This is a genomic window from Agromyces bauzanensis, from assembly GCF_014645655.1.
Classification (GTDB): Bacteria; Actinomycetota; Actinomycetes; order Actinomycetales; family Microbacteriaceae; genus Agromyces; species Agromyces bauzanensis.
In genome coordinates this window covers 209032-227115 of sequence record NZ_BMMD01000003.1, presented here as the reverse complement: position 1 = coordinate 227115, position 18084 = coordinate 209032, and the positions used below count along the sequence as shown (strand labels likewise).

17 protein-coding genes and 1 pseudogene are annotated in these 18084 nt (G+C 70.4%); 4 read left to right on the top strand and 14 right to left on the bottom strand.

Annotated features, from left to right (window positions below):
• Positions 1 to 90 precede the first annotated feature (90 nt).
• From IEX31_RS04940 to IEX31_RS04910, 7 genes are all read right to left on the bottom strand, one after another.
• Complete coding sequence (locus tag IEX31_RS04940) at positions 91 to 318, bottom strand: hypothetical protein (protein WP_188742317.1); 228 nt, start codon at positions 316 to 318, stop codon at positions 91 to 93.
• A 466-nt stretch (positions 319 to 784) separates the two neighbouring features.
• Positions 785 to 1027, bottom strand: coding sequence for a hypothetical protein (locus IEX31_RS04935; protein ID WP_188742316.1), 243 nt, complete (start codon positions 1025 to 1027; stop codon positions 785 to 787).
• A 2-nt stretch (positions 1028 to 1029) separates the two neighbouring features.
• Complete coding sequence (locus IEX31_RS04930) at positions 1030 to 1533, bottom strand: NUDIX domain-containing protein (RefSeq protein ID WP_188742315.1); 504 nt, start codon at positions 1531 to 1533, stop codon at positions 1030 to 1032.
• 40 nt (positions 1534 to 1573) lie between these two features.
• Positions 1574 to 3877 (bottom strand): phosphoribosylformylglycinamidine synthase subunit PurL, encoded by a 2304-nt coding sequence (purL, locus tag IEX31_RS04925; protein WP_188742314.1) that lies wholly within the window; start codon positions 3875 to 3877, stop codon positions 1574 to 1576.
• Between the two features lie 181 nt (positions 3878 to 4058).
• Positions 4059 to 5849 carry an ATP-binding protein gene (locus tag IEX31_RS04920; RefSeq protein WP_188742313.1) on the bottom strand — a complete coding sequence of 597 codons (1791 nt, stop codon included), beginning with the start codon at positions 5847 to 5849 and terminating at the stop codon, positions 4059 to 4061.
• 261 nt (positions 5850 to 6110) lie between these two features.
• On the bottom strand, positions 6111 to 6572 hold the full coding sequence (locus IEX31_RS04915) for a DUF3817 domain-containing protein (protein WP_188742312.1): 462 nt from the start codon (positions 6570 to 6572) through the stop codon (positions 6111 to 6113).
• Positions 6573 to 6645: 73 nt separating this feature from the next.
• Positions 6646 to 7083, bottom strand: a complete 438-nt coding sequence (locus IEX31_RS04910; protein ID WP_229662115.1) for a hypothetical protein — start codon at positions 7081 to 7083, stop codon at positions 6646 to 6648.
• Positions 7084 to 7191: 108 nt separating this feature from the next.
• On the opposite strand from IEX31_RS04910, the gene IEX31_RS04905 reads away from it, so the two are divergent.
• Both IEX31_RS04905 and IEX31_RS04900 read left to right on the top strand, forming a co-directional pair.
• Positions 7192 to 7674 carry a Fur family transcriptional regulator gene (locus IEX31_RS04905; RefSeq protein ID WP_188742311.1) on the top strand — a complete coding sequence of 161 codons (483 nt, stop codon included), beginning with the start codon at positions 7192 to 7194 and terminating at the stop codon, positions 7672 to 7674.
• A gap of 99 nt (positions 7675 to 7773) precedes the next feature.
• Positions 7774 to 9234: a catalase gene (locus tag IEX31_RS04900; protein ID WP_188742310.1), complete on the top strand. Its 1461-nt coding sequence runs from the start codon at positions 7774 to 7776 to the stop codon at positions 9232 to 9234.
• A gap of 322 nt (positions 9235 to 9556) precedes the next feature.
• Here the strand turns inward: IEX31_RS04900 and purQ are convergent, their stop codons facing one another.
• Positions 9557 to 10255 carry a phosphoribosylformylglycinamidine synthase subunit PurQ gene (gene purQ / locus IEX31_RS04895; protein WP_188742309.1) on the bottom strand — a complete coding sequence of 233 codons (699 nt, stop codon included), beginning with the start codon at positions 10253 to 10255 and terminating at the stop codon, positions 9557 to 9559.
• A gap of 101 nt (positions 10256 to 10356) precedes the next feature.
• Positions 10357 to 10602: pseudogene (gene purS / locus IEX31_RS04890) on the bottom strand (phosphoribosylformylglycinamidine synthase subunit PurS); the annotation flags it as partial.
• Positions 10603 to 10692: 90 nt separating this feature from the next.
• On the opposite strand from purS, the gene IEX31_RS04885 reads away from it, so the two are divergent.
• Positions 10693 to 11979 carry a wax ester/triacylglycerol synthase domain-containing protein gene (locus IEX31_RS04885; protein WP_188742307.1) on the top strand — a complete coding sequence of 429 codons (1287 nt, stop codon included), beginning with the start codon at positions 10693 to 10695 and terminating at the stop codon, positions 11977 to 11979.
• 13 nt (positions 11980 to 11992) lie between these two features.
• On the opposite strand, the gene IEX31_RS04880 is transcribed toward IEX31_RS04885, so the two are convergent.
• From IEX31_RS04880 to kynA, 5 genes are all read right to left on the bottom strand, one after another.
• Complete coding sequence (locus tag IEX31_RS04880) at positions 11993 to 13312, bottom strand: MFS transporter (RefSeq protein ID WP_188742306.1); 1320 nt, start codon at positions 13310 to 13312, stop codon at positions 11993 to 11995.
• A gap of 117 nt (positions 13313 to 13429) precedes the next feature.
• On the bottom strand, positions 13430 to 13831 hold the full coding sequence (locus IEX31_RS04875; RefSeq protein ID WP_188742305.1) for a hypothetical protein: 402 nt from the start codon (positions 13829 to 13831) through the stop codon (positions 13430 to 13432).
• 206 nt (positions 13832 to 14037) lie between these two features.
• Positions 14038 to 15261, bottom strand: a complete 1224-nt coding sequence (locus tag IEX31_RS04870) for a kynureninase (protein ID WP_188742341.1) — start codon at positions 15259 to 15261, stop codon at positions 14038 to 14040.
• 32 nt (positions 15262 to 15293) lie between these two features.
• Positions 15294 to 16310 carry an amidohydrolase family protein gene (locus IEX31_RS04865; RefSeq protein ID WP_188742304.1) on the bottom strand — a complete coding sequence of 339 codons (1017 nt, stop codon included), beginning with the start codon at positions 16308 to 16310 and terminating at the stop codon, positions 15294 to 15296.
• 3 nt (positions 16311 to 16313) lie between these two features.
• Positions 16314 to 17192, bottom strand: a complete 879-nt coding sequence (kynA, locus tag IEX31_RS04860) for a tryptophan 2,3-dioxygenase (RefSeq protein WP_229662114.1) — start codon at positions 17190 to 17192, stop codon at positions 16314 to 16316.
• A 213-nt stretch (positions 17193 to 17405) separates the two neighbouring features.
• Here kynA and IEX31_RS04855 point away from each other — a divergent pair, with 213 nt between their 5' ends.
• Complete coding sequence (locus IEX31_RS04855) at positions 17406 to 18056, top strand: TetR/AcrR family transcriptional regulator (protein ID WP_188742303.1); 651 nt, start codon at positions 17406 to 17408, stop codon at positions 18054 to 18056.
• The last annotated feature ends 28 nt before the right edge of the window (positions 18057 to 18084 follow it).

Sequence of the window (18084 nt, the reverse complement as noted above, 5' to 3'; positions counted from 1 at the left end):
GCCTCCGGCCAGCCTTGACGCCGGCTCCGGGCGCCACCAGGCGGCCGCTATCGGGGGGGAAGGATCCCCCAAAATCATGTCTCTACGGTTTCAGGGGATTGCCGGCTCCCCCACAGTCGGGATCTCGCCCTGAACGTCCGGATCCACCGCCTCATCGACAGGGACCGGATCCGGCACCGCAGCCGAATCCTCGACAGGCTCCTCCAGCACCTCCACCGGGGCGATATCACCAGCGTCGTCGCCGCCTGCCTCCTCAGCGAACGCAGGATCGGACACCAGCCCACCCACCAGCGCCAACGCAATCACCATACCGAGCACAGGACGAGCAGAACGGCGCACGATTCCCCCCAGACGGGCGGCATCCCCGCGAAGCCAGCCACGCGAGACCCACTGTCTCTGAAACCGACCAGCTTCACCCACCCCCAGATGGGGGGTCTGGTGTTCGTGGCTGTCTGTCGATCCGATAACGTCGTTGCCCGATCTGCACAGGCGAGGCGACGGAAGGAGATCCGCCGGCGCCGACAGCATCGATGAAGGTTAAACCGTCGACACCGCGGATCGAGGCCCTAGCTCGCACACAGGGCCCAGACCAGTGCTTCTCGGACGACATGATTCCGGGTCTATTGCACCCACCGAACAATGCCCAGATTACCGCTCATGTCGAACCTGCCGCACATGAGGCGGAGTCGACACGAGCGCTCGAGCACCTCGAATCGCGCGCCACGCCGCGGCCGCGTGCCACGGCCCCGCAGCACCCGGGCCCCGGGCCCCGGGCCGCTGCGAGTCAGCGGTCGTCGCCGTCGGTGCGGGATGGACGCACCTCGGACTCCTGGATCGACTCGATGACCGAGTCCTGCAGACCCTTCTGGCCCGTGTGCAGCTCCTGGTAGGTCTCGCCGGCGCCCATGATCGGGCCGAACGCGGCGCGCAGCCGCTGCCTCCTCGGCGCGCGCACGGCGCGCACCGTCATGCCCACCACGAGCGCCGCCGCGAACACCGCGGTGAGGATCGGCAGCACGAGTTGCATGCTCAGAACCCGAACGCCGTGATGGCGGGCAGCGTGCCGTCGCGCCAGGCCTCGAGCACGAACCGCTCGTGGTGCACGGTCTGCTCGGGCAGGGCGTCGAGGTCGAACCAGCGCAGGTCGGCGGCTTTCTGCTCCTGCAACGCCGGAGTGCCGCCCCACGTGCGGCAGGCGAAGAAGAAGTCGACGCGCTGGTCGACGGCGAGTCCCGTGGGGGCCGTGCGGTGCATGGTCGAGAGCGGCTCGAGGTCGCGCTCGGCGAGGGTGACGCCGAGCTCCTCGGATGCCTCGCGCACGATCGCCCGGGTCACCGGCTCGCCCGCCTCGACGTGGCCGGCGGCCGACGCGGCCCACCAGTCGTCGTAGTACCCCGTGCCGGTGCGGAGTTGCAGGAGTACCCGGTCGCCGTCGACGAGGAACACGTACGCGGCCGGCACGACACTGAAGCCGCCGTGCTCCGCCGCGTAGAGCGCCGGGTAGGTCTGGCGGGCGTCCGGTTCGCGCTTCATGGGGTCTCGATACGCTTCGCTACTCGACCACCGGGCGAGGTCAGTATCCGACGACCGGGCCGAACGCGTCGGCCAGGGGCGCGCGGTTCACCGCGCGGAGCTCGTCGACCGGCACGGTGAACAGGCCCTGCACCTCGAGCGAGCCCGACGCGGCATCCGTCACCCCGATGCGACGGACCGGATAGCCACGGCCCTCGCAGAGTCCGCGGAACTTCACGTCGTCTTCACGGGGGACCGACACGATGACCCGGCCCGTCGACTCGGAGAACAGTGCGGTGGCGGCGTCGAGCCCTGAGTCGTGCAGCACGTCGTCGAGCACGATGCGTGCGCCGACGCCGAAGCGGCCGACCGCCTCGGCGAGCGCGACCGCGAGGCCGCCGTCGCTGAGGTCGTGCGCCGAGTCGATGAGTCCCTCGATCGCGGCGGCGTTCAGCAGCCCGGCGAGCGCCTTCTCGCGGGCGAGGTCGACGGCGGGCGGGCGTCCGCCGAGTCGATCGTGCACGACGCCGGCCCACGCGGAGCCGTCGAGCTCGGCGCGGGTGTCGCCGAGGAGGTAGATGTTGTGGCCGTCGTCCTGCCAGCCGCTCGGGATGCGGCGAGCGACGTCGTCGATGACGCCGAGCACGGCGATCACGGGCGTCGGGTGGATCGGCACGTCACCGGTCTGGTTGTAGAACGACACGTTGCCGCCCGTGACGGGGATGCCGAGTTCGAGGCATCCGTCGCTCAGGCCCTCGACGGTCTCGGAGAACTGCCACATGACCTCGGGGTTCTCGGGGGAGCCGAAGTTCAGGCAGTCGGAGACGCCCATGGGCACCGCGCCCGTGACGGCGACGTTGCGGTACGCCTCGGCCAGCGCGAGCTTCGCCCCCTCACGCGGGTCGAGCTGCGAGTACCGGCCGTTCGCGTCGGTCGCGAGCGAGACGCCGAGGCCCGACTCCTCGTCGACGCGGATCATGCCGGCGTCGTCGGGGTAGCTGAGCGCGGTGTTGCCCATCACGTACTTGTCGTACTGGTTCGTGACCCACGAGGCATCCGCCTGGTTCGCTGACCCGATGAGTTGGAGGAACTGCGTGCGCAGTTCGTCGGGGGTCTGCGGGCGGGCGAGGTCGGATGCCCCGTCGGCCTTCAGCGCGTCCTGATACGCCGGGTAGGCGACCGGGCGCTCGTAGACGGGGCCGTCGACCGCGACGGTGCGCGGGTCGACGTTCACGATCTCCTGGCCGCGCCACGTGATGGAGAGGCGCCCGCTGTCGGTGACCTCGCCGAGCACGCTGGTCTCGACGTCCCACTTCTTCACGACCTCGAGGAAGCCGTCGAGCTTCTGGGGCTTCACGATCGCCATCATGCGCTCCTGGCTCTCGCTCATGAGGATCTCCTCGGGCGTGAGCGTCGGGTCGCGCAGCAGCACGTCGTCGAGCACGATCGACATGCCGCCGTCGCCGTTCGCCGCGAGCTCGGAGGTCGCGCACGAGATGCCGGCCGCCCCGAGGTCTTGGATGCCCTCGACGAGGTCGCCCTTGAAGAGCTCGAGGCAGCACTCGATGAGCACCTTCTCGGCGAACGGGTCTCCGACTTGCACGGCCGGCCGCTTGGTCGGCCCGCCCTCGGCGAACGTGTCGGACGCGAGGATCGACGTGCCACCGATGCCGTCGCCGCCCGTGCGCGCACCGAACAGCACGACCTTGTTGCCCACGCCCCTGGCGTTGGCGAGGTGCAGGTCCTCGTGGCGCAGCACGCCGACCGCGAGCGCGTTGACGAGCGGGTTCTTCTGGTAGGTCGGGTCGAACCAGGTCTCGCCGCCGATGTTCGGCAGGCCGAGGCAGTTGCCGTAGAAGCTGATGCCCGACACGACGCCGTGCACGACACGCGCGGTGTCGGGGTGGTCGATGGCGCCGAAGCGCAGCGCGTCCATGACGGCGACCGGGCGCGCGCCCATCGAGATGATGTCGCGCACGATGCCGCCGACCCCGGTGGCCGCACCCTGGAACGGCTCGATGAAGCTCGGGTGGTTGTGCGACTCGATCTTGAACGTGACCGCCCAGCCCTCGCCGATGTCGAGCACGCCGGCGTTCTCGCCGATGCCCACCATGAGGTGCTGCTTCATCTCGGGCGTGACCTTCGTGCCGAACTGGCGCAGGTAGATCTTGCTCGACTTGTACGATGCGTGCTCGCTCCACATCACGGAGTACATCGCGAGCTCGGCGCTCGTGGGCCGGCGCCCGAGGATGTTGCGGATGCGCTCGTACTCGTCGGGCTTCAGGCCCAGCGCGGCGTACGGCTGCTCCTTCTCGGGCGTCGCCTGCGCGACCTCGACGGTGTCGAGCACCGGCGTGCCGGTCACTGAGCCAGTCGAAGGGGGCGCCGGGGCAGCGGTCGTGGCGGATGCTTCGGTGGTCACGAGTGGCGAGCTCCAGAGAACGGCGGCGAGCGGATGCCGCGGGCGGATGCCTGACCGTGCAAGTCTACCCGCGCCGCTCACGTGAGCAGTCCGGATGCCGCGGCGTCCTCGGCTCGGGGGCCAGTCACAGTGCGGTCGAGTCGCCGATGCGATACCTGCGGTGTTTGCTTTGTGCCGGCGCCGTTGCGATGAGCGCACCCTGCGCTACGAGAACCCGGAGCCGAGGACGCAGGGCTCCCGGCGTGCTCTGCGTGTAGCGCGCCAGCTCGTTGATACCTAGCTCACCACGCTCGCGAACGGCATTCAGAATCCTCTCATCAAGCGGGCTCGCAGCTTGTACCTCGTTCACCTCCACGGGGAAGCCTTCGAAGAGCGAACGAGCGTTGAGCTCGCCGGCGATCAGTCTCCGTCCTGATCGGTACGTCTCCCCGATCCGCGGGGGAAACGCGAGCCAGCCGTCGTCGACCAGACGACGCAGTACATGCTTTGCGTCTTCGCTGTCCATGACGAGCGCGGCGCGCAGAATCTGATCATCCACGGCATTTCCGCGATGAACGAGTACGAGCGCGCGTTGAAGGTCCGGCTCGAGGCTGTCAGCGCCGATGGACCGCAGCCAATCCGAGCTGTCGGGATTCAAGAGGCCATGCCGGTCGAGTACGACCGTCATGCTCGTCACGGTGGGAAGGAACTTCGGCGCTGGGAGCCCGGCCCTGCCGAGAACCCCGGTCATACGCGGAATTCCTGACCCCGCGTTCTCGGAAACCGATTCGTCCCGCCCAGGCAGAGGGACTTCGGTCAACAGCGCGGCGAGGACCTGGTTGCGGGAACGCGAGCTGCCATCATAGAGATCCACGACTCGTCGGCCTCCCCAGATTCCTCCGGGATTGGACACTTCGATACGGTCCGGAAACATCTCGACTCTGACCTGCTCACCGAGCGCCCACGCGCTGTAGTCGCGATGGGTCAGTGCATTGGTCACAGCCTCACGAAGTGCATCGACGGGTACTTCAGGTTCGTCGACGGCACCGGCACCACGCGAGATCCGCCGCGTCTTCAGGTTCTCCAAGATGGCGAGGACGGCATCATCGACCATCACAGGAATGGACCCTTCGATGATCCGCCGATCCAACATGCGTACGTCTCCGATCACGTCGGCCTTGGTCCGTCCGGGATAGACCGCGAAGGTGATGATGGCCTGCGGATAGAACTGCTGGGGATAGCGTCCGAGCGCCAAGAGGCCCGCCAGCGTGGGGGTGCTCCGATCTGCGGCGAGCACATTGTGCCGATGCAGTATGTCGGCGTCGTGACTGAGATCCGCGACAGACCTGGGGCGTGTTCGTCGGACCCGTGCGATGAATCGTGAAACCTGGCCCGGGTCGAGGTCGTCGATGGAAGCACCATCGACCATCGTGGAATCCTCGTGCGGCTGCGCACCATCGGTGGAAAGGAGAAATACGCCGTAAGTGCTCATTCGTCGGTCGCCGTCGCCGACCCGTTCGTAGGTACCCCCTTCCTTGCCTTGGGCAGTAACGAAGGACGGTTTCTGGCTTGGGGGGAGTTCTGCCACATCGATGACCACCACCGGTGAGCCGCCCACTTCATCGACATCGATGGTCCCGAGGGGACGGGGCGTGATCGGACCTGCGCCATCCGCGGCTCGGCGCGGCCGAAAGGCGTCGGCGACCGCATCCCGAATCGCGATCGCATCGAAGCCCTCGGCCGGCAAGAAACCGTCGGACTCATCGAGTCCCAAGAGAACGACGCCGCCCCCATGATTGCTGAACGCGCTGATGGTCGGCCACAGGCTCTTCGGTAGGCCGCCGACCGCTGCCTTCGCTTCGATGTGGCGGAGGTCGGTTCCGACGCTTCGAAGCTGCTGGACGACCTCGGCCAGCTCTCCTCGGCTCGTCTCCATCGCGCCTCCGCTGCCGCGGGATCACTGTAGTTCACTGATCGATCACTGTAGCATCACTGATGTCGGCTGACGATGATTCGCTCACTGCAGCTTGTGTCATTCGGAGGCTGGGTATTGCGAGCCGGGTCAGCAGCGGTGTGACCGGTAGATAGCGAAATGCAGGGGATGCGTTCCCGCGACCGGACGCGTATCTCAAGCGGTGGACACGGCCATGACGTGTGCGGCGCCGCAGCGCCCGCCGCTTGGGCCGCGATTTGTGGCTTACGCCTCGCGCCCCCCGGGCGGGCCGATGATGAGCAGCCCCGTGAACACCGCGGCGATGCCGAGCACCGCGACCACGGAGAGCAGCACCGGACGCGCGAGGAACCAGCGGAGCATCCGGTTCACCCGGTTGCCGTCGGCCGGGTGCTCGGTGGGTTCGTGCCGCCACTCACCGTCGAGGCGGCCGCGGCGGATGAGCCACAGTTCGAACGGGATCGTCGCGTAGGGCACGATCGCCGTGAGCACCGCGAACGCCATGAGTCCGACGCCCCAGCGCTGGTTGACGCCCACGAGTACGGCGGTGAACGCGTAGCCGAGGAACACGAACCCGTGCACCGATCCGGCCGGGAAGAGGGCGCCGTCGAATCCGGCGGCGTACTTCAGGACGAGCGCGACGACGAGGCCGGTCCAAGTGACGGCCTCGGCGATGGCGAGGGTGCGGAAGAGGCGCTTCGGTGACACGGATGCTCCAGGGTCGGGGGTTCCTCCATCGTCGCAGGCGGCCAAGGGGGCGCCGCATCGAACGAACGGTTGATCAGGCGTCGAGTGAGGCCAGGTACGCGGCGTTCCCGCGGATGGCGGCCTCGTACCGCGCCAGCTCGGGGGTGTCGATGCGGTCGGTGACGAGCTCGAGCAGGGTGGCGACCGCGGCGCTGCTCCGCCCGGCCGCGTGCAACGTCAGGGCGTGGAATACGCGCAGCGATTCCGACCGCGGGAACTCGGCGCGGGCCCGCTCGAAACGCGGCGAGCGACTCGTCATGGCGCCCGAGGTTGCGCAGCGTCCAACCGTACTGCAGGCTCGTTCCTCGACGCCGGCGGTGTAGTAGGCGCCGCCGACCTCGTAAAGCACCTCGGGGTCGTCTGTGTGCTCGGCGAGCACGGCGAAGAACGCGTCGATGGTCGGCTGCATGTCCGCGCGGTTGCGCGCGTCGAAGATGGCGCGCAGGGTGTTCTGTGCTTCGGTCGAGGTCATCGTCCCATCATGCCCGCGGGCACCGTGCGAGCGGTCGGTCGACGGGTGTCAGAACCGAGGGATCCACAGGTGTTTTGACTGATTCAAAACAACCGCTACGGTTGGGACATGAGCACCTCGGATGTCACCGCGAGCGCGACCGCGCCGCACGGCGACGGCGTGCTTGCGCACACGCTCCGCGACGTCGGCCTGAAGGTCACCGCTCCACGCCTCGCGGCGCTGCTGGCGCTCGCCGAGCATCCGCACGCCGACGCAGACACGGTGTTCCGCGCGGTGCAGGCCGAACTGCCTACCACGTCGCTGCAGGCCGTCTACGGGGTGCTCGGCGCGTTCGCCGACGCCGGCCTCGTGCGCCGCATCGAACCCGCCGGATCCCCGGCGCTCTACGAGCGGCGCGTCGGCGACAACCACCACCACCTCGTGTGCCGCGATTGCGGGCGCGTGGAGGACGTGGACTGCGTGGTCGGCGAGAGCGCGTGCCTGACGCCGAGCAGCACCCACGGCTTCCAGGTCGCCGAGGCTGAGGTGACGTTCTGGGGGCGGTGCCCCGCGTGCGCAGCGGCAGCGGCGGCCGTCGCCGAGCCGACCTAGCCACGGCATCCACTCGCCCCTGAAGACACGACCCGGATCACCGTCGCTCCGGGCCCCCGACGTGCCCGGAAACCCCGGGCCACGAGAGAAGAGGAAGTCATGACGGACTACACGACCACGCAGACCGGGGCACCGGTCGCCAGCGACGCGCACTCCCTCACCGCGGGCGTCGACGGCGCCACCGTGCTGCACGACCGCTACCTCGTCGAGAAGCTCGCCCAGTTCAACCGCGAGCGCATTCCCGAGCGCATCGTGCATGCCAAGGGCGGCGGCGCGTTCGGCGAGTTCGTCGTGACCGAGGACGTGTCGCGGTGCACGCGTGCGGCGGTGTTCCAGCCGGGCGCGACGAGCGAGATGCTGCTGCGCTTCTCATCGGTCGCCGGTGAGCAGGGGTCGCCCGACACCTGGCGCGACGTGCGCGGCTACGCGCTGAAGTTCTACACGACCGAGGGCAACCACGACATCGTCGGCAACAACACCCCGGTGTTCTTCATCCGCGACGCCATCAAGTTCCCCGACTTCATCCACTCGCAGAAGCGCCTGCCCGGTCCGGGCCTGCGCGACGCCGACATGCAGTGGGACTTCTGGACGCTCTCGCCCGAGTCGGCGCACCAGGTGACCTACCTCATGGGTGACCGTGGCCTCCCGCAGTCGTGGCGCACGATGAACGGCTACGGCTCGCACACGTACCAGTGGATCAACGCCCCCGGCGAACGGTTCTGGGTGCAGTACCACTTCCTCTCCCGCCAGGGCGACCTGCACCTCGGCGCCGACCAGGCCGAGGCGATCGCCGGCGCCGACGCCGACCACTACCGCCGCGACCTGTACGAGGCCATCGAGCGCGGCGAATTCCCGACGTGGGACGTGTACGTGCAGGTCATGCCGTACGAGGAGGCGAAGGCCTACCGCTTCAACCCCTTCGACCTCACCAAGACCTGGTCGAAGAAGGACTACCCCCGCATCAAGGTCGGCCACTACACACTCAACCGCAACCCGCGGAACTTCTTCGCCGAGATCGAGCAGGCCGCGTTCTCGCCTGCGAACCTCGTGCCGGGCATCGACATCAGCCCCGACAAGATGCTCATGGCCCGCGTGTTCAGCTACCCCGACGCGCAGCGCTACCGCGTCGGCACGAACTACAACCAGCTCCCCGTGAACGCGCCGCACGCGGCATCCGTGCACAATTACTCCCAGGACGGCGCCCAGCGGCACGGCTTCAACCACCCCGACGTGCCGGTGTACGCGCCGAACTCGTTCGGCGGGCCCGTCGCCGACCCGGCTCGCGCCGGCGAGGGCGGCTGGGAGTCCGACGGTGCGCTCACGCGTGCCGCGGCCACGCTGCATGCCGAGGACGACGACTTCGGCCAGGCCGGCACCCTCTACCGCGAGGTGTTCACGGCCGAGGCGAGGGCGCGCTTCCTCGCAACGCTCACCGGCCAGGGCAACGCCATCACGGTCGACGAGATCCGCGAGCGGTTCTTCCGGTACTGGACGAACGTCGACGCCGAGCTCGGCGCGGCCCTTCGCGCGCAGGTCGGCACCGAGGTATCCGCCGCGTAGCAGTCGGGTGGATGTCGCGGGCGCCCGGCCTCCTCGAAGGGGTCGGGTGCTCGCCCGCCCCAGGTTGCAGCCGTGCCGCCCTGGCACGCTCGGCGCGGAGCACTCGCACGAACAGCGTCGCGATGATCGTGAGCGTGCCGAGCATGAGCGCCGTGAACACGCCGATCGTCGTCCACACCCGGGCTTCGGTCACCTCGAACACCTCTCCGTCTTCGCGGCCTGCGCATGAGAATGCCAGAGACCCCGGGCCGGGACCGGGTGGATCCGGGGCCGCGGACGGTCGTGGCATCCGTTGCGGTGTGGAGGAGGAGTCGAGGGTGCGCTATGCCTCGACGAGCCCGCGCCGCACGACGCTCGTGAAGAACCCGAGTCCGTCGACGCCCGAGCGCATGGCCGCGGCGGTGTCGGGGCCGAAGCCGGGCTCGACGGCGTGCTCGGGATGCGGCATGAGGCCGACGACGTTGCCGCGCTCGTTCGTGATGCCGGCGATGTCGCGCAACGACCCATTGGGATTCACGTCGACGTACCGGAACACAACACGCCCTTCGCCCTCGAGCCGGTCGAGGGTCTCCTCCGACGCGATGAACCCGCCCTCGCCGTTCTTCAGCGGGATCGTGATCTCCCGGCCGGGCTCGAAGCCGCTCGTCCAGTCGGTCGAGGCGTTCTCGACGCGCAGCACCTGGTCGCGGCAGATGAACGAGCCGTGGTCGTTGCGGATGAGGCCGCCCTCGAGCAGGTGCGCCTCGGTGAGCATCTGGAAGCCGTTGCAGATGCCGAGCACGGGCATGCCCTTGTTCGCGGCATCCGTCACCTCGCTCATGATGGGGCTGAGCGACGCGATGGCGCCGCAGCGCAGGTAGTCGCCGTAGCTGAACCCGCCGGGCAGGATGAGCGCGTCGACGCCGTCGAGGTCGTGCGAGCCGTGCCAGAGGGCCACCGGCTCTGCGCCCGCGAGCCGCACCGCGCGCCGTGCGTCGCGGTCGTCGAGCGAGCCGGGGAAGGTGATGACGCCGATGCGCATGTAGGCCCGCCTCAGTGCGTCTCGCCGGCTGGCGCGACGTAGCCCTCGTCGGGATGCTCGGCGGCCGCTTCGAGCGATTCCTCGGCGAGCTCGACGTTCGACTCCACGTAGTGGATGCCGACGATGTCCTCGGTGACCGAGTTGGAGAGGATCTCCTCGGCGATCTGCTTCACGCCGGCGCGCAGCTCGTCGTCGACCGGGCCGTCGACGGTGAGCTCGAAGCGCTTGCCGATGCGCACGCCGGTGAAGCCGGTGTGTCCCGTGCGGGCGAGGGCGCCGGCGACGGCCTTCCCCTGGGGGTCGAGCAGTTCGGCCTTGGGCATCACGTCGACGACGATGGTGGGCACCGAGGTTCTCCGTCCGGTGACGAGGGGGTGGATGCCTCGATTCTATCGGGCACCCGTCGGCCGGTCGTCGTCCGCCGTAGACTGCCGATCGTGGCGGCCCCAGCGGGTGAGCGCGAACGGCTCTCGGCGGCCGACGCGTCGAACATCGTGCTCGACGCGCCCGATCAGGTGAACGCGTTCCTGATGGCCGGCGTGCTCGCGCCCGGCGGACCGGTCGGCCCCCACGGTGGCGTCGACCTGGCCGCGTTGCGTTCGGCGTTGGCCGAACGACTCGCGGCGCTGCCGCGCTTCTCGCAGCGCGTCGTGCGCGACGGCCGTGCGCTCGCATGGGAGGCGACGGAGCCTGACCTTGACCACCACGTGCGGCTCCTGGAGCCGGTCGACGGCCGCGCCGGGCTCGAGGCGCTGTGCGCTCGTCTGACGGTCACGCCGCTCCCGCTCGACCGGCCGCTCTGGGAGGTGCTCCTCGTGCCCGGCGTGGCGCCCGCGCGCGTGGGCTTCGTGCTCCGCATCCACCACGCCGTGGCCGACGGGCTGGCCGCCGTGCGGCTCGTCGAGCACCTGCTGCGCGGCGACGAGGCGCCGACGATGACGGATGCCGCCGCGGCATCCGTTCGCGAACCGACCACGCCCCCGGCGCAACGCGGCCTCCGGACCCGCCCGCGGACGCTCGCCTCCGGCTGGGAGCGGACGGTCGCCGTATTCCGCCGGGAGGTGCCACGCACGGTGCTGCTCGGGAGGATCGGCCCGCGCCGGGGCGTCGCATTCGTCGACGCGCCGCTCGACGGGATCGCCGCGGGTGCGGCCGCCGTGGGCGCGACCGTCAATGACGCGCTGCTCTCGGCGGTGGTCGCGGCCGCCGAGGCGACCCTTCGGGCCTGCGGCGAGCCGGTGCCGCCCGCGCTGCCTGTGAGCGTTCCGGTCGCGATCAATCGACGCGGCGGGTCGGGCAACGCGGTCGGGGTGATGCTCGTGCCGCTGCCCACGGGCGAGACCGACGCGGAACGCCGACTGCGCCGGGTCGCGGAGCTGACCCGCTTGCGCAAGGACGACGCCCGCGCGCGCGGCTCGTACGAACTCACCAGGTCGCGGTTCGGCACCCGCCTGTTCAAGCGGTTGGTGCGGTACCAGCGCCTGATCGTCATGTTCGTGACCAACGTGCCGGGGCCGCGGCATCCGCTCGCCCTGGCCGGAGCACCGCTCGAGCGCGCCTGGCCGCTCGCCGCGATCCAGGGAAACGTGCGTCTCGGGATCGCCGCGCTCTCCTACGACGGAGTGCTCGGCTGCGCCGTGCACTGCGATGCCGACGCCGTGTCGGCGGATGTGTTCGCCGGGGCCCTCGGCGAGGAGTTCGGCCGCATCGCCGCGCTCGCGTGACGCCCAGGTCGAGCTATGCGGCCGGCACAGGCCGCTCGCTGCGGTGCCGACGCAGCACCACGATGAGGAGCACGGATGCCGCGACCTGCAGCACGACCACGAGCACGATGAGCGTCGGCACCTGCTCGTAGAGGGCCCCGGCGATGGTCGCCCCGGCGAGGGCTCCGAGACCCTGGAACACGGCGAACCAGCCGTAGGCGGAGCCGCGCTGCTCGGCGGGGACGAGGTCGGCCACGAGTGCCTTGACGGTGGAGTCCTGCACGCCCGTCGCCAGCCCCCAGATCACGACGCCGACGACGACGATGGCGATCGTGCCGCCGAGCGTGAAGCCGGGCACGAACGCCGTCAGGAGGGGCACGGCCAGGAGCACTCCCGGTCCGACACGGTCGTAGGTCCACCCGGTCGCGAGCGCCCCGATCGCGGCCGCCGCCATGCCGGCGGCGTACACGAGCGGCACGCCGGCGATCGGCGCGAGGTCGGCGGCGACGAGGTGGTACGACATCACGCCGAAGCTCAGCAACCCGAAGGTCGTGAGTGCGGCGAAGGTCGCGAAGAGCAGGAACGTGGTGCGCACGCGGGCGGGAATCGCGGACAGCCCCGCGAGGCGGGCGGCGAGGGACATCCGTGTCGGCGCAGGAGTCGCCGCCGCCGCGGGCTCGGTCGGTGCGGGAGCTGCCGCGGCCGGCTCTGCCCCCGCGGATCCGGCCCCGCGATACACACTCGGGTCCGGGACCCTCGCCCGGAGCCAGAAAAGCAGCACCATGGCGATCGCCGCGGGAACGGCGAGCGCGAGGAACGCGGGCCACAGCGCGCCGGTCGCCGCGGCGATGGCGGCGACCAGCAGCGGCCCGGCGAACGCCCCGACCTGGTCGAGGAGCTTGTGCACGCCGAAGCCCCGGCCGCGGCCCACCGCGCCGGCGGCATCGGCGAGCAGCACGGTCTTCGCGGGGCCCCGCACGGCCTTCCCGGTGCGCTCGGCGAGCAGCAGGCCGCTCGCGGTGGCCAGCGACGCCGCGCCGAGCAACGGCGTGAGCGCGAGGAGCGGCACGCTCACGGCACTCAGCGCATAGCCCGTGATCGTGAACCCCCAGTATGCGCCGGTGCGGTCGGCCCACGGTCCGGTCACCAGGCGCAGCACGAGGGCGATCGCGGTGGCGGCGCCGGTGACGGCGCCGACGAGCGCCGCGGAGGCTCCGAGTTGCTCGAGCAGGGCGCCGCCGACCGAGATCGCGCCGTCGGAGACCATGTCGATCGCGAGGCTCACGAACCCGAGCCCGAGCACCATCGACCATGGCCGAAGGCCCGCTGGGCGCGTGGCTGCGGCATCCGACATCTGCGCCCCTTCCCGTTCGGCCGATCACGGCAGGACGCCAGCGTAGTGCAGGCAGGCCCCGAGGAGGGCGAGGCGTCGGTACGCGCCTTCGGTGCTACTCGACCATCGAACTCCGCGTCAGCCGCGACGCCCGAAGAGCGACTTCAGGACGGCGGCCACGCCCACGAGGGCGGCCGCGCCGACCGCGATCACGAGCGTGGGGTTCTCGCGGTACTTCGCCTTCACATACGTGACGCCGTCATCCGCCGCCTCCCTGGCGTTCTCGAACGCCTCCTTGGCCTGGGTCGTCATCTTGTCCATGGCTTCGGCGGCCGCGGCGCGCATGTCCTCGACGGCGTCTGCCGCGGCTTCCTTCGCCTCGGCGGCGCCGTCCGTCACGGTGTCGGCCGTCTCGGCGGCGGTGCCGCTCACGATGTCGGAGATGTTCTCGGCCGTCTCAGTGGTCGCGCTGGTGACCCGGTCGGCGGCCTCGCGTGCGGCTCGGGTCGCGTCCTCGATGGTGCGGTCCGTGTCGGTCATGGTTCCACCCTTCCTCGTACGATTCGGTCATCGTACGCGCGCAGCCCGGATGCCGCCCGAACCGACGGCCGGATTGCCAGTGGGCCCTCGGGCTGGTAGTTTCCGACGATGCTGGCGCGGGGGCGCGAGTTGAGGCCATCCGCACCGAGCGCCGGCTCGAACGGTGCGGATGGCATCGTCTCGATTCTCGGATGGGGGCACTGCACCTACGCCAGCCCGGCCCGCTCGGTCAGCACGGTCCGCAGGGTGTCCCGCGCGGCCGCGAGTCCGCGGTGGACCTCCTCGAAGCTCGTCGAGAGCGGCGAGAGCCCGATGCGCAGGCCGCCCGGGTCGCGGTAGTCGGGAATCACGTCCTGCTGCCAGAGCCGCGCCGTGACCTCGCGCATGGCCGGGTGCCGGAGCGTCACGTGACCGCCGCGGTCGGCGGGGTCGAGCGGCGACCCGAGCGACACGCCGAGCGGCGCGAGCCACTCCTCGGCGACCGAGATCGCGAACTCCGTGAGGGCCACGGACTTATCGCGGATGGCGGGCATGCCGACCTCCTCGATCATCGCGAGCGTCTCGTGCATCGCCAGCATGCCGACGATGGGCGGCGTGCCGCTGAGGAAGCGACGGATGCCGCGGGCGGGAACGTACTCGGGCCCCATCGCGAACACGTCCGCCACACCCATCCAGCCCTGGATCGGCTGCGCGAGCACCTCCTGCAGGTCGTCGCGCACGTACGCGAATGCTGGTGACCCCGGGCCGCCGTTGAGGTACTTGTAGGTGCACCCGACGGCCAGGTCGAAGCCCCAGAGGTCGGCCTTCACGGGCACCGAGCCCGCAGAGTGGCAGAGGTCCCAGAGGATCAGGGCACCCGCGTCGTGGGCGATGCGGGTGAGCTCCTGCGCCTCGGCGAGGTAGCCGGAACGGTAGGCGACGTGGCTGATGACGACGAGCGCCGTCTCGGGCCCGGCCGCCTCGGCGAGGTGCTCGCTCGTCACGCCCGAGGCGGTGTCGACCTGGATCCACCGCAGGCGCAGGTCGCGCTCCCGGGCGATTCCCTCGAGCACGTAGCGGTCGGTCGGGAAGTTGTCGCTGTCGACGACGATCTCACGACGCCCCGGGTCTCGCACCAGCTGCGCATCGACCGCCGCGCGAGCGAGCTTGTACAGGAGCACGGTGGTGGAGTCGCCGACCACCGTCTGTCCGGGCTTGGCTTCGATGACGGCCCGGCCGATGAGGTCGCCGATCTCGAACGGCAGCTGCATCCACGACTCGTGCCAGCCGCGGATGAGGCGTCCTCCCCACTCCTCGCGCAGGAACCGTTCCATGCGCTCGATCGCCGACAGGGGCGGGCGGCCGAGCGAGTTCCCGTCGAAGTAGACGAGGTCGGTGTCTGCGCCCGCGAATCGCTTGCGGTAATGCGCGAGCCCGTCGGCGCGGTCCATCCGGCGGGCGTAGGCGAGGTGCGGGTCGAGGGTCACAGGGCCTCCAGTTCTTCGGCCGGCACGAGGCACGCCGAGGCGAGCCAGTCGGGGAGTCCGTCGAGGGTCGTGGGCGGTGGGCCGGGCACGAACGTCGCGACGGCGTCGTCGCGCTCGTCGAGCGGCCACGGGTCGCAGATCGCGGCGAGGACGTGGGATGCCCCGAGGCCGGCCTCCGTGAGCAGGCCGACCTCGGCGGGGTTGACCCCGAGCGGCTGGTCGCCGTTGCCGAGGTCGGTGCCGTAGAGCACTCGGCCGCCGGCGGCGCGGAACCGGCGCAGGTTGTCGATCGCGAGGTCGCGTTCGGGCGTCGGCTCGCCATGGCCCGCGACGAAGAGCGTCGAGATCCAGCGTTGCCCGTCGACCGCGGCACGCGCGACGAGGTCGTCGTCGACGCGTTCGGTGAACGGCGTGTGCGCGAGCGCGTCGACACCGGCCTCGATCGCGAGCCGCGTCATCCCGTCGCCTTCGACATGCGCGACGACGGGCAGGCCGCGCCCGTGCGCCGCGGCGACCACGGCGTCGAGCGTCGACCGGTCGAACACCGGTCCGGCGGCGGCGTCCAGCGCGACCTTGATGAGGGATGCCCCGAACGCCTGCTGCTCCGACACGGCCGTCTCCGCGGGGCCGGGCAGCGACCCGCGACCGTCGCCCGTGGCTGCGGGAACCTCGCGAGCGCAGCCGGGCGCAGCCCATGGTCGTCCGACCGGGTACCCGCCGGGCGCCGTGAGGAAGGTACCCGCGAACTCCACGTGCGGCAGCCCGTCGTGGGAGCGCCGTTCCGTGAGGAGGTCGAGCGGTGCCCCGAGGTCCACGGCGCCGGCGAGCGCGGAGTCGGCCAGCGCGTGGATGCCGGTGATCATGAGGTGCACGTGGTGGTCGACGAGCGGCGGCAGCATCGTGCCGGCGTCACCGGCGTGCTCGCCGTTCATCGACCGGCGCACGGGTTCGGCGAGCGGGCCGAGGTCGAGCGTGGCGCGGTGGCGGGCGGCGGGTTCGTCAGCGTGCCGCATCCGTCATCCCGGGATCTCGGTGCGCACGGCGTAGAGCTCGGGGAAGAAGGTGAGCTCGAGTGCTCGCTTCAGGAACGTCGCTCCGCTCGACCCGCCCGTGCCGGTCTTCATGCCGATGATGCGCTCGACGGTCTTCAGGTGCCGGAAGCGCCAGAGCTGGAAGTTGTCCTCGAGGTCGACGAGCTCCTCGCAGGTCTCGTAGGCGGCCCAGTGCTCGTCGGTGTGCTGGTAGATCTTGGTGAACACGGGCACGAGCTCGGGCCGGAACGTCCAGGCCAGGGTCACGTCGCGTTCGAGCACCTCGCTCGGGATCGGGTAGCCGGCTCGAGCGAGGAGCCGGAGGAACTCGTCGTAGACGCTCGGCGATTCGAGCGCGTGCCGGAGGATGGCGGTGGCTGCGGCATCCGACTCGAAGATCCGCATCATCTTCGCGTTCTTGTTGCCGAGCACGAACTCGACGGCGCGGTACTGGTACGACTGGAACCCGCTCGCGTTGCCGAGCACGCCGCGGAACTGCGCGTACTCGGTGGGGGTGAGGGTCGCCAGCACCGACCACTGCTCGGTGAGCGTCTTCTGGATGTGCTTCACCCGCGCGATGCACTTCAGCGCCGGTGCGAGTTCGTCGGCACGCAGGAGGTCGCGCGCCGTCTCGAGCTCGTGCAGCACGAGCTTCAGCCACAGCTCGGTGGTCTGGTGCTGGATGATGAACAGCAGCTCGTCGTGATGCTCGGGCCGCGAGATGGGCCGTTGCGCCGAGAGCAGCGTGTCGAGGTCGAGGTAGCCGCCGTAGCTCATCCGGTTGCTGAAGTCGGTGACGACGGATGCCTCGATCCGGCGCGTGTTCTCGGCGACGGGGCGCTCGTGCTCATCGGTGTCGGCCACGCGTTCAGCCTAGCCGCGCGCCGCGATCACGCACCGTGGGTGCGGCGGATGCCTCGCCTTGATGCAGGCGCGGCGGGCGGGTCCCCCGCCGGTCGGACCGGTCGCCGCCTGCCGCACTGAAACCCCTCCCCCGAGGGGGTCGGTCACCTGCCGCTCCGAGGAAACGGAGGCAACACTCCGAATGATACCCGACGAACCGGCTATGGTGAACACGTGAACCCGGCCGCTTCGCCGCGGCGTGATGCTCGGCGGAACCACGAGCGACTCCTCGCCGAGGCGAGGGTGCTGTTCGCCGAGCGCGGAATCGACGCTCCGCTCGATGAGCTGGCGACGCGGGCCGGTGTCGGCGCTGGCACCGTGTACCGACACTTCCCGAACCGCGACGCGCTGGTCCGCGAACTCTACGACATCGGGGTCGGCGAGCTGCGCGAGCTCGCGGACGGGATCCTCGCCGCCGAGACCGCCTGGCGATCCGTCGAACTCTACGTGGAACGGCTTGCGGCGTGGCTCGCGAACGCGCCCTACGTGCCCGCGGTCATGCGTCGCATGGCCGAGATCGATCCCGGCTACCGGCCCGGCGCCGAGTTCGCCGAGCCGGTCGACGGGCTCGTCGCACGCGCCCAGGCCGAGGGATCGCTTCGCGCCGACGTGACGGCGGTGGACCTCAGCGTGCTCGTCGACATGCTGGGCTCGCTCGGCCAGTACGGCGGCACCTACCTGCCGTACTGGCGACGCCAGCTCGCGGTCGTGCTCGACGGGCTGCGCGCGCGTCCCGACCTGACGCCGCTGCCCGGCGTCGGGCTCGATTTCGAGACGTTCCACGACATGTCGCACCGCAAGGGACCCCGCACCGCCGGCGACTGACGACCGGCGTCGCCGGGGGGCGCTGCGA

Bases quoted from the DNA above. Each gene is read 5' to 3' on its own strand.
- IEX31_RS04935 (WP_188742316.1), bottom strand. From the start codon at position 1,027: ATGCAACTCGTGCTGCCGATCCTCACCGCGGTGTTCGCGGCGGCGCTC.
- IEX31_RS04930 (WP_188742315.1), bottom strand. From the start codon at position 1,533: ATGAAGCGCGAACCGGACGCCCGCCAGACCTACCCGGCGCTCTACGCG.
- IEX31_RS04920 (WP_188742313.1), bottom strand. From the start codon at position 5,849: ATGGAGACGAGCCGAGGAGAGCTGGCCGAGGTCGTCCAGCAGCTTCGA.
- IEX31_RS04910 (WP_229662115.1), bottom strand. From the start codon at position 7,083: ATGACCTCGACCGAAGCACAGAACACCCTGCGCGCCATCTTCGACGCG.
- IEX31_RS04905 (WP_188742311.1), top strand. From the start codon at position 7,192: ATGAGCACCTCGGATGTCACCGCGAGCGCGACCGCGCCGCACGGCGAC.
- IEX31_RS04900 (WP_188742310.1), top strand. From the start codon at position 7,774: ATGACGGACTACACGACCACGCAGACCGGGGCACCGGTCGCCAGCGAC.
- purQ (WP_188742309.1), bottom strand. From the start codon at position 10,255: ATGCGCATCGGCGTCATCACCTTCCCCGGCTCGCTCGACGACCGCGAC.
- IEX31_RS04880 (WP_188742306.1), bottom strand. From the start codon at position 13,312: ATGTCGGATGCCGCAGCCACGCGCCCAGCGGGCCTTCGGCCATGGTCG.
- IEX31_RS04875 (WP_188742305.1), bottom strand. From the start codon at position 13,831: ATGACCGACACGGACCGCACCATCGAGGACGCGACCCGAGCCGCACGC.
- IEX31_RS04870 (WP_188742341.1), bottom strand. From the start codon at position 15,261: ATGGACCGCGCCGACGGGCTCGCGCATTACCGCAAGCGATTCGCGGGC.
- IEX31_RS04865 (WP_188742304.1), bottom strand. From the start codon at position 16,310: ATGCGGCACGCTGACGAACCCGCCGCCCGCCACCGCGCCACGCTCGAC.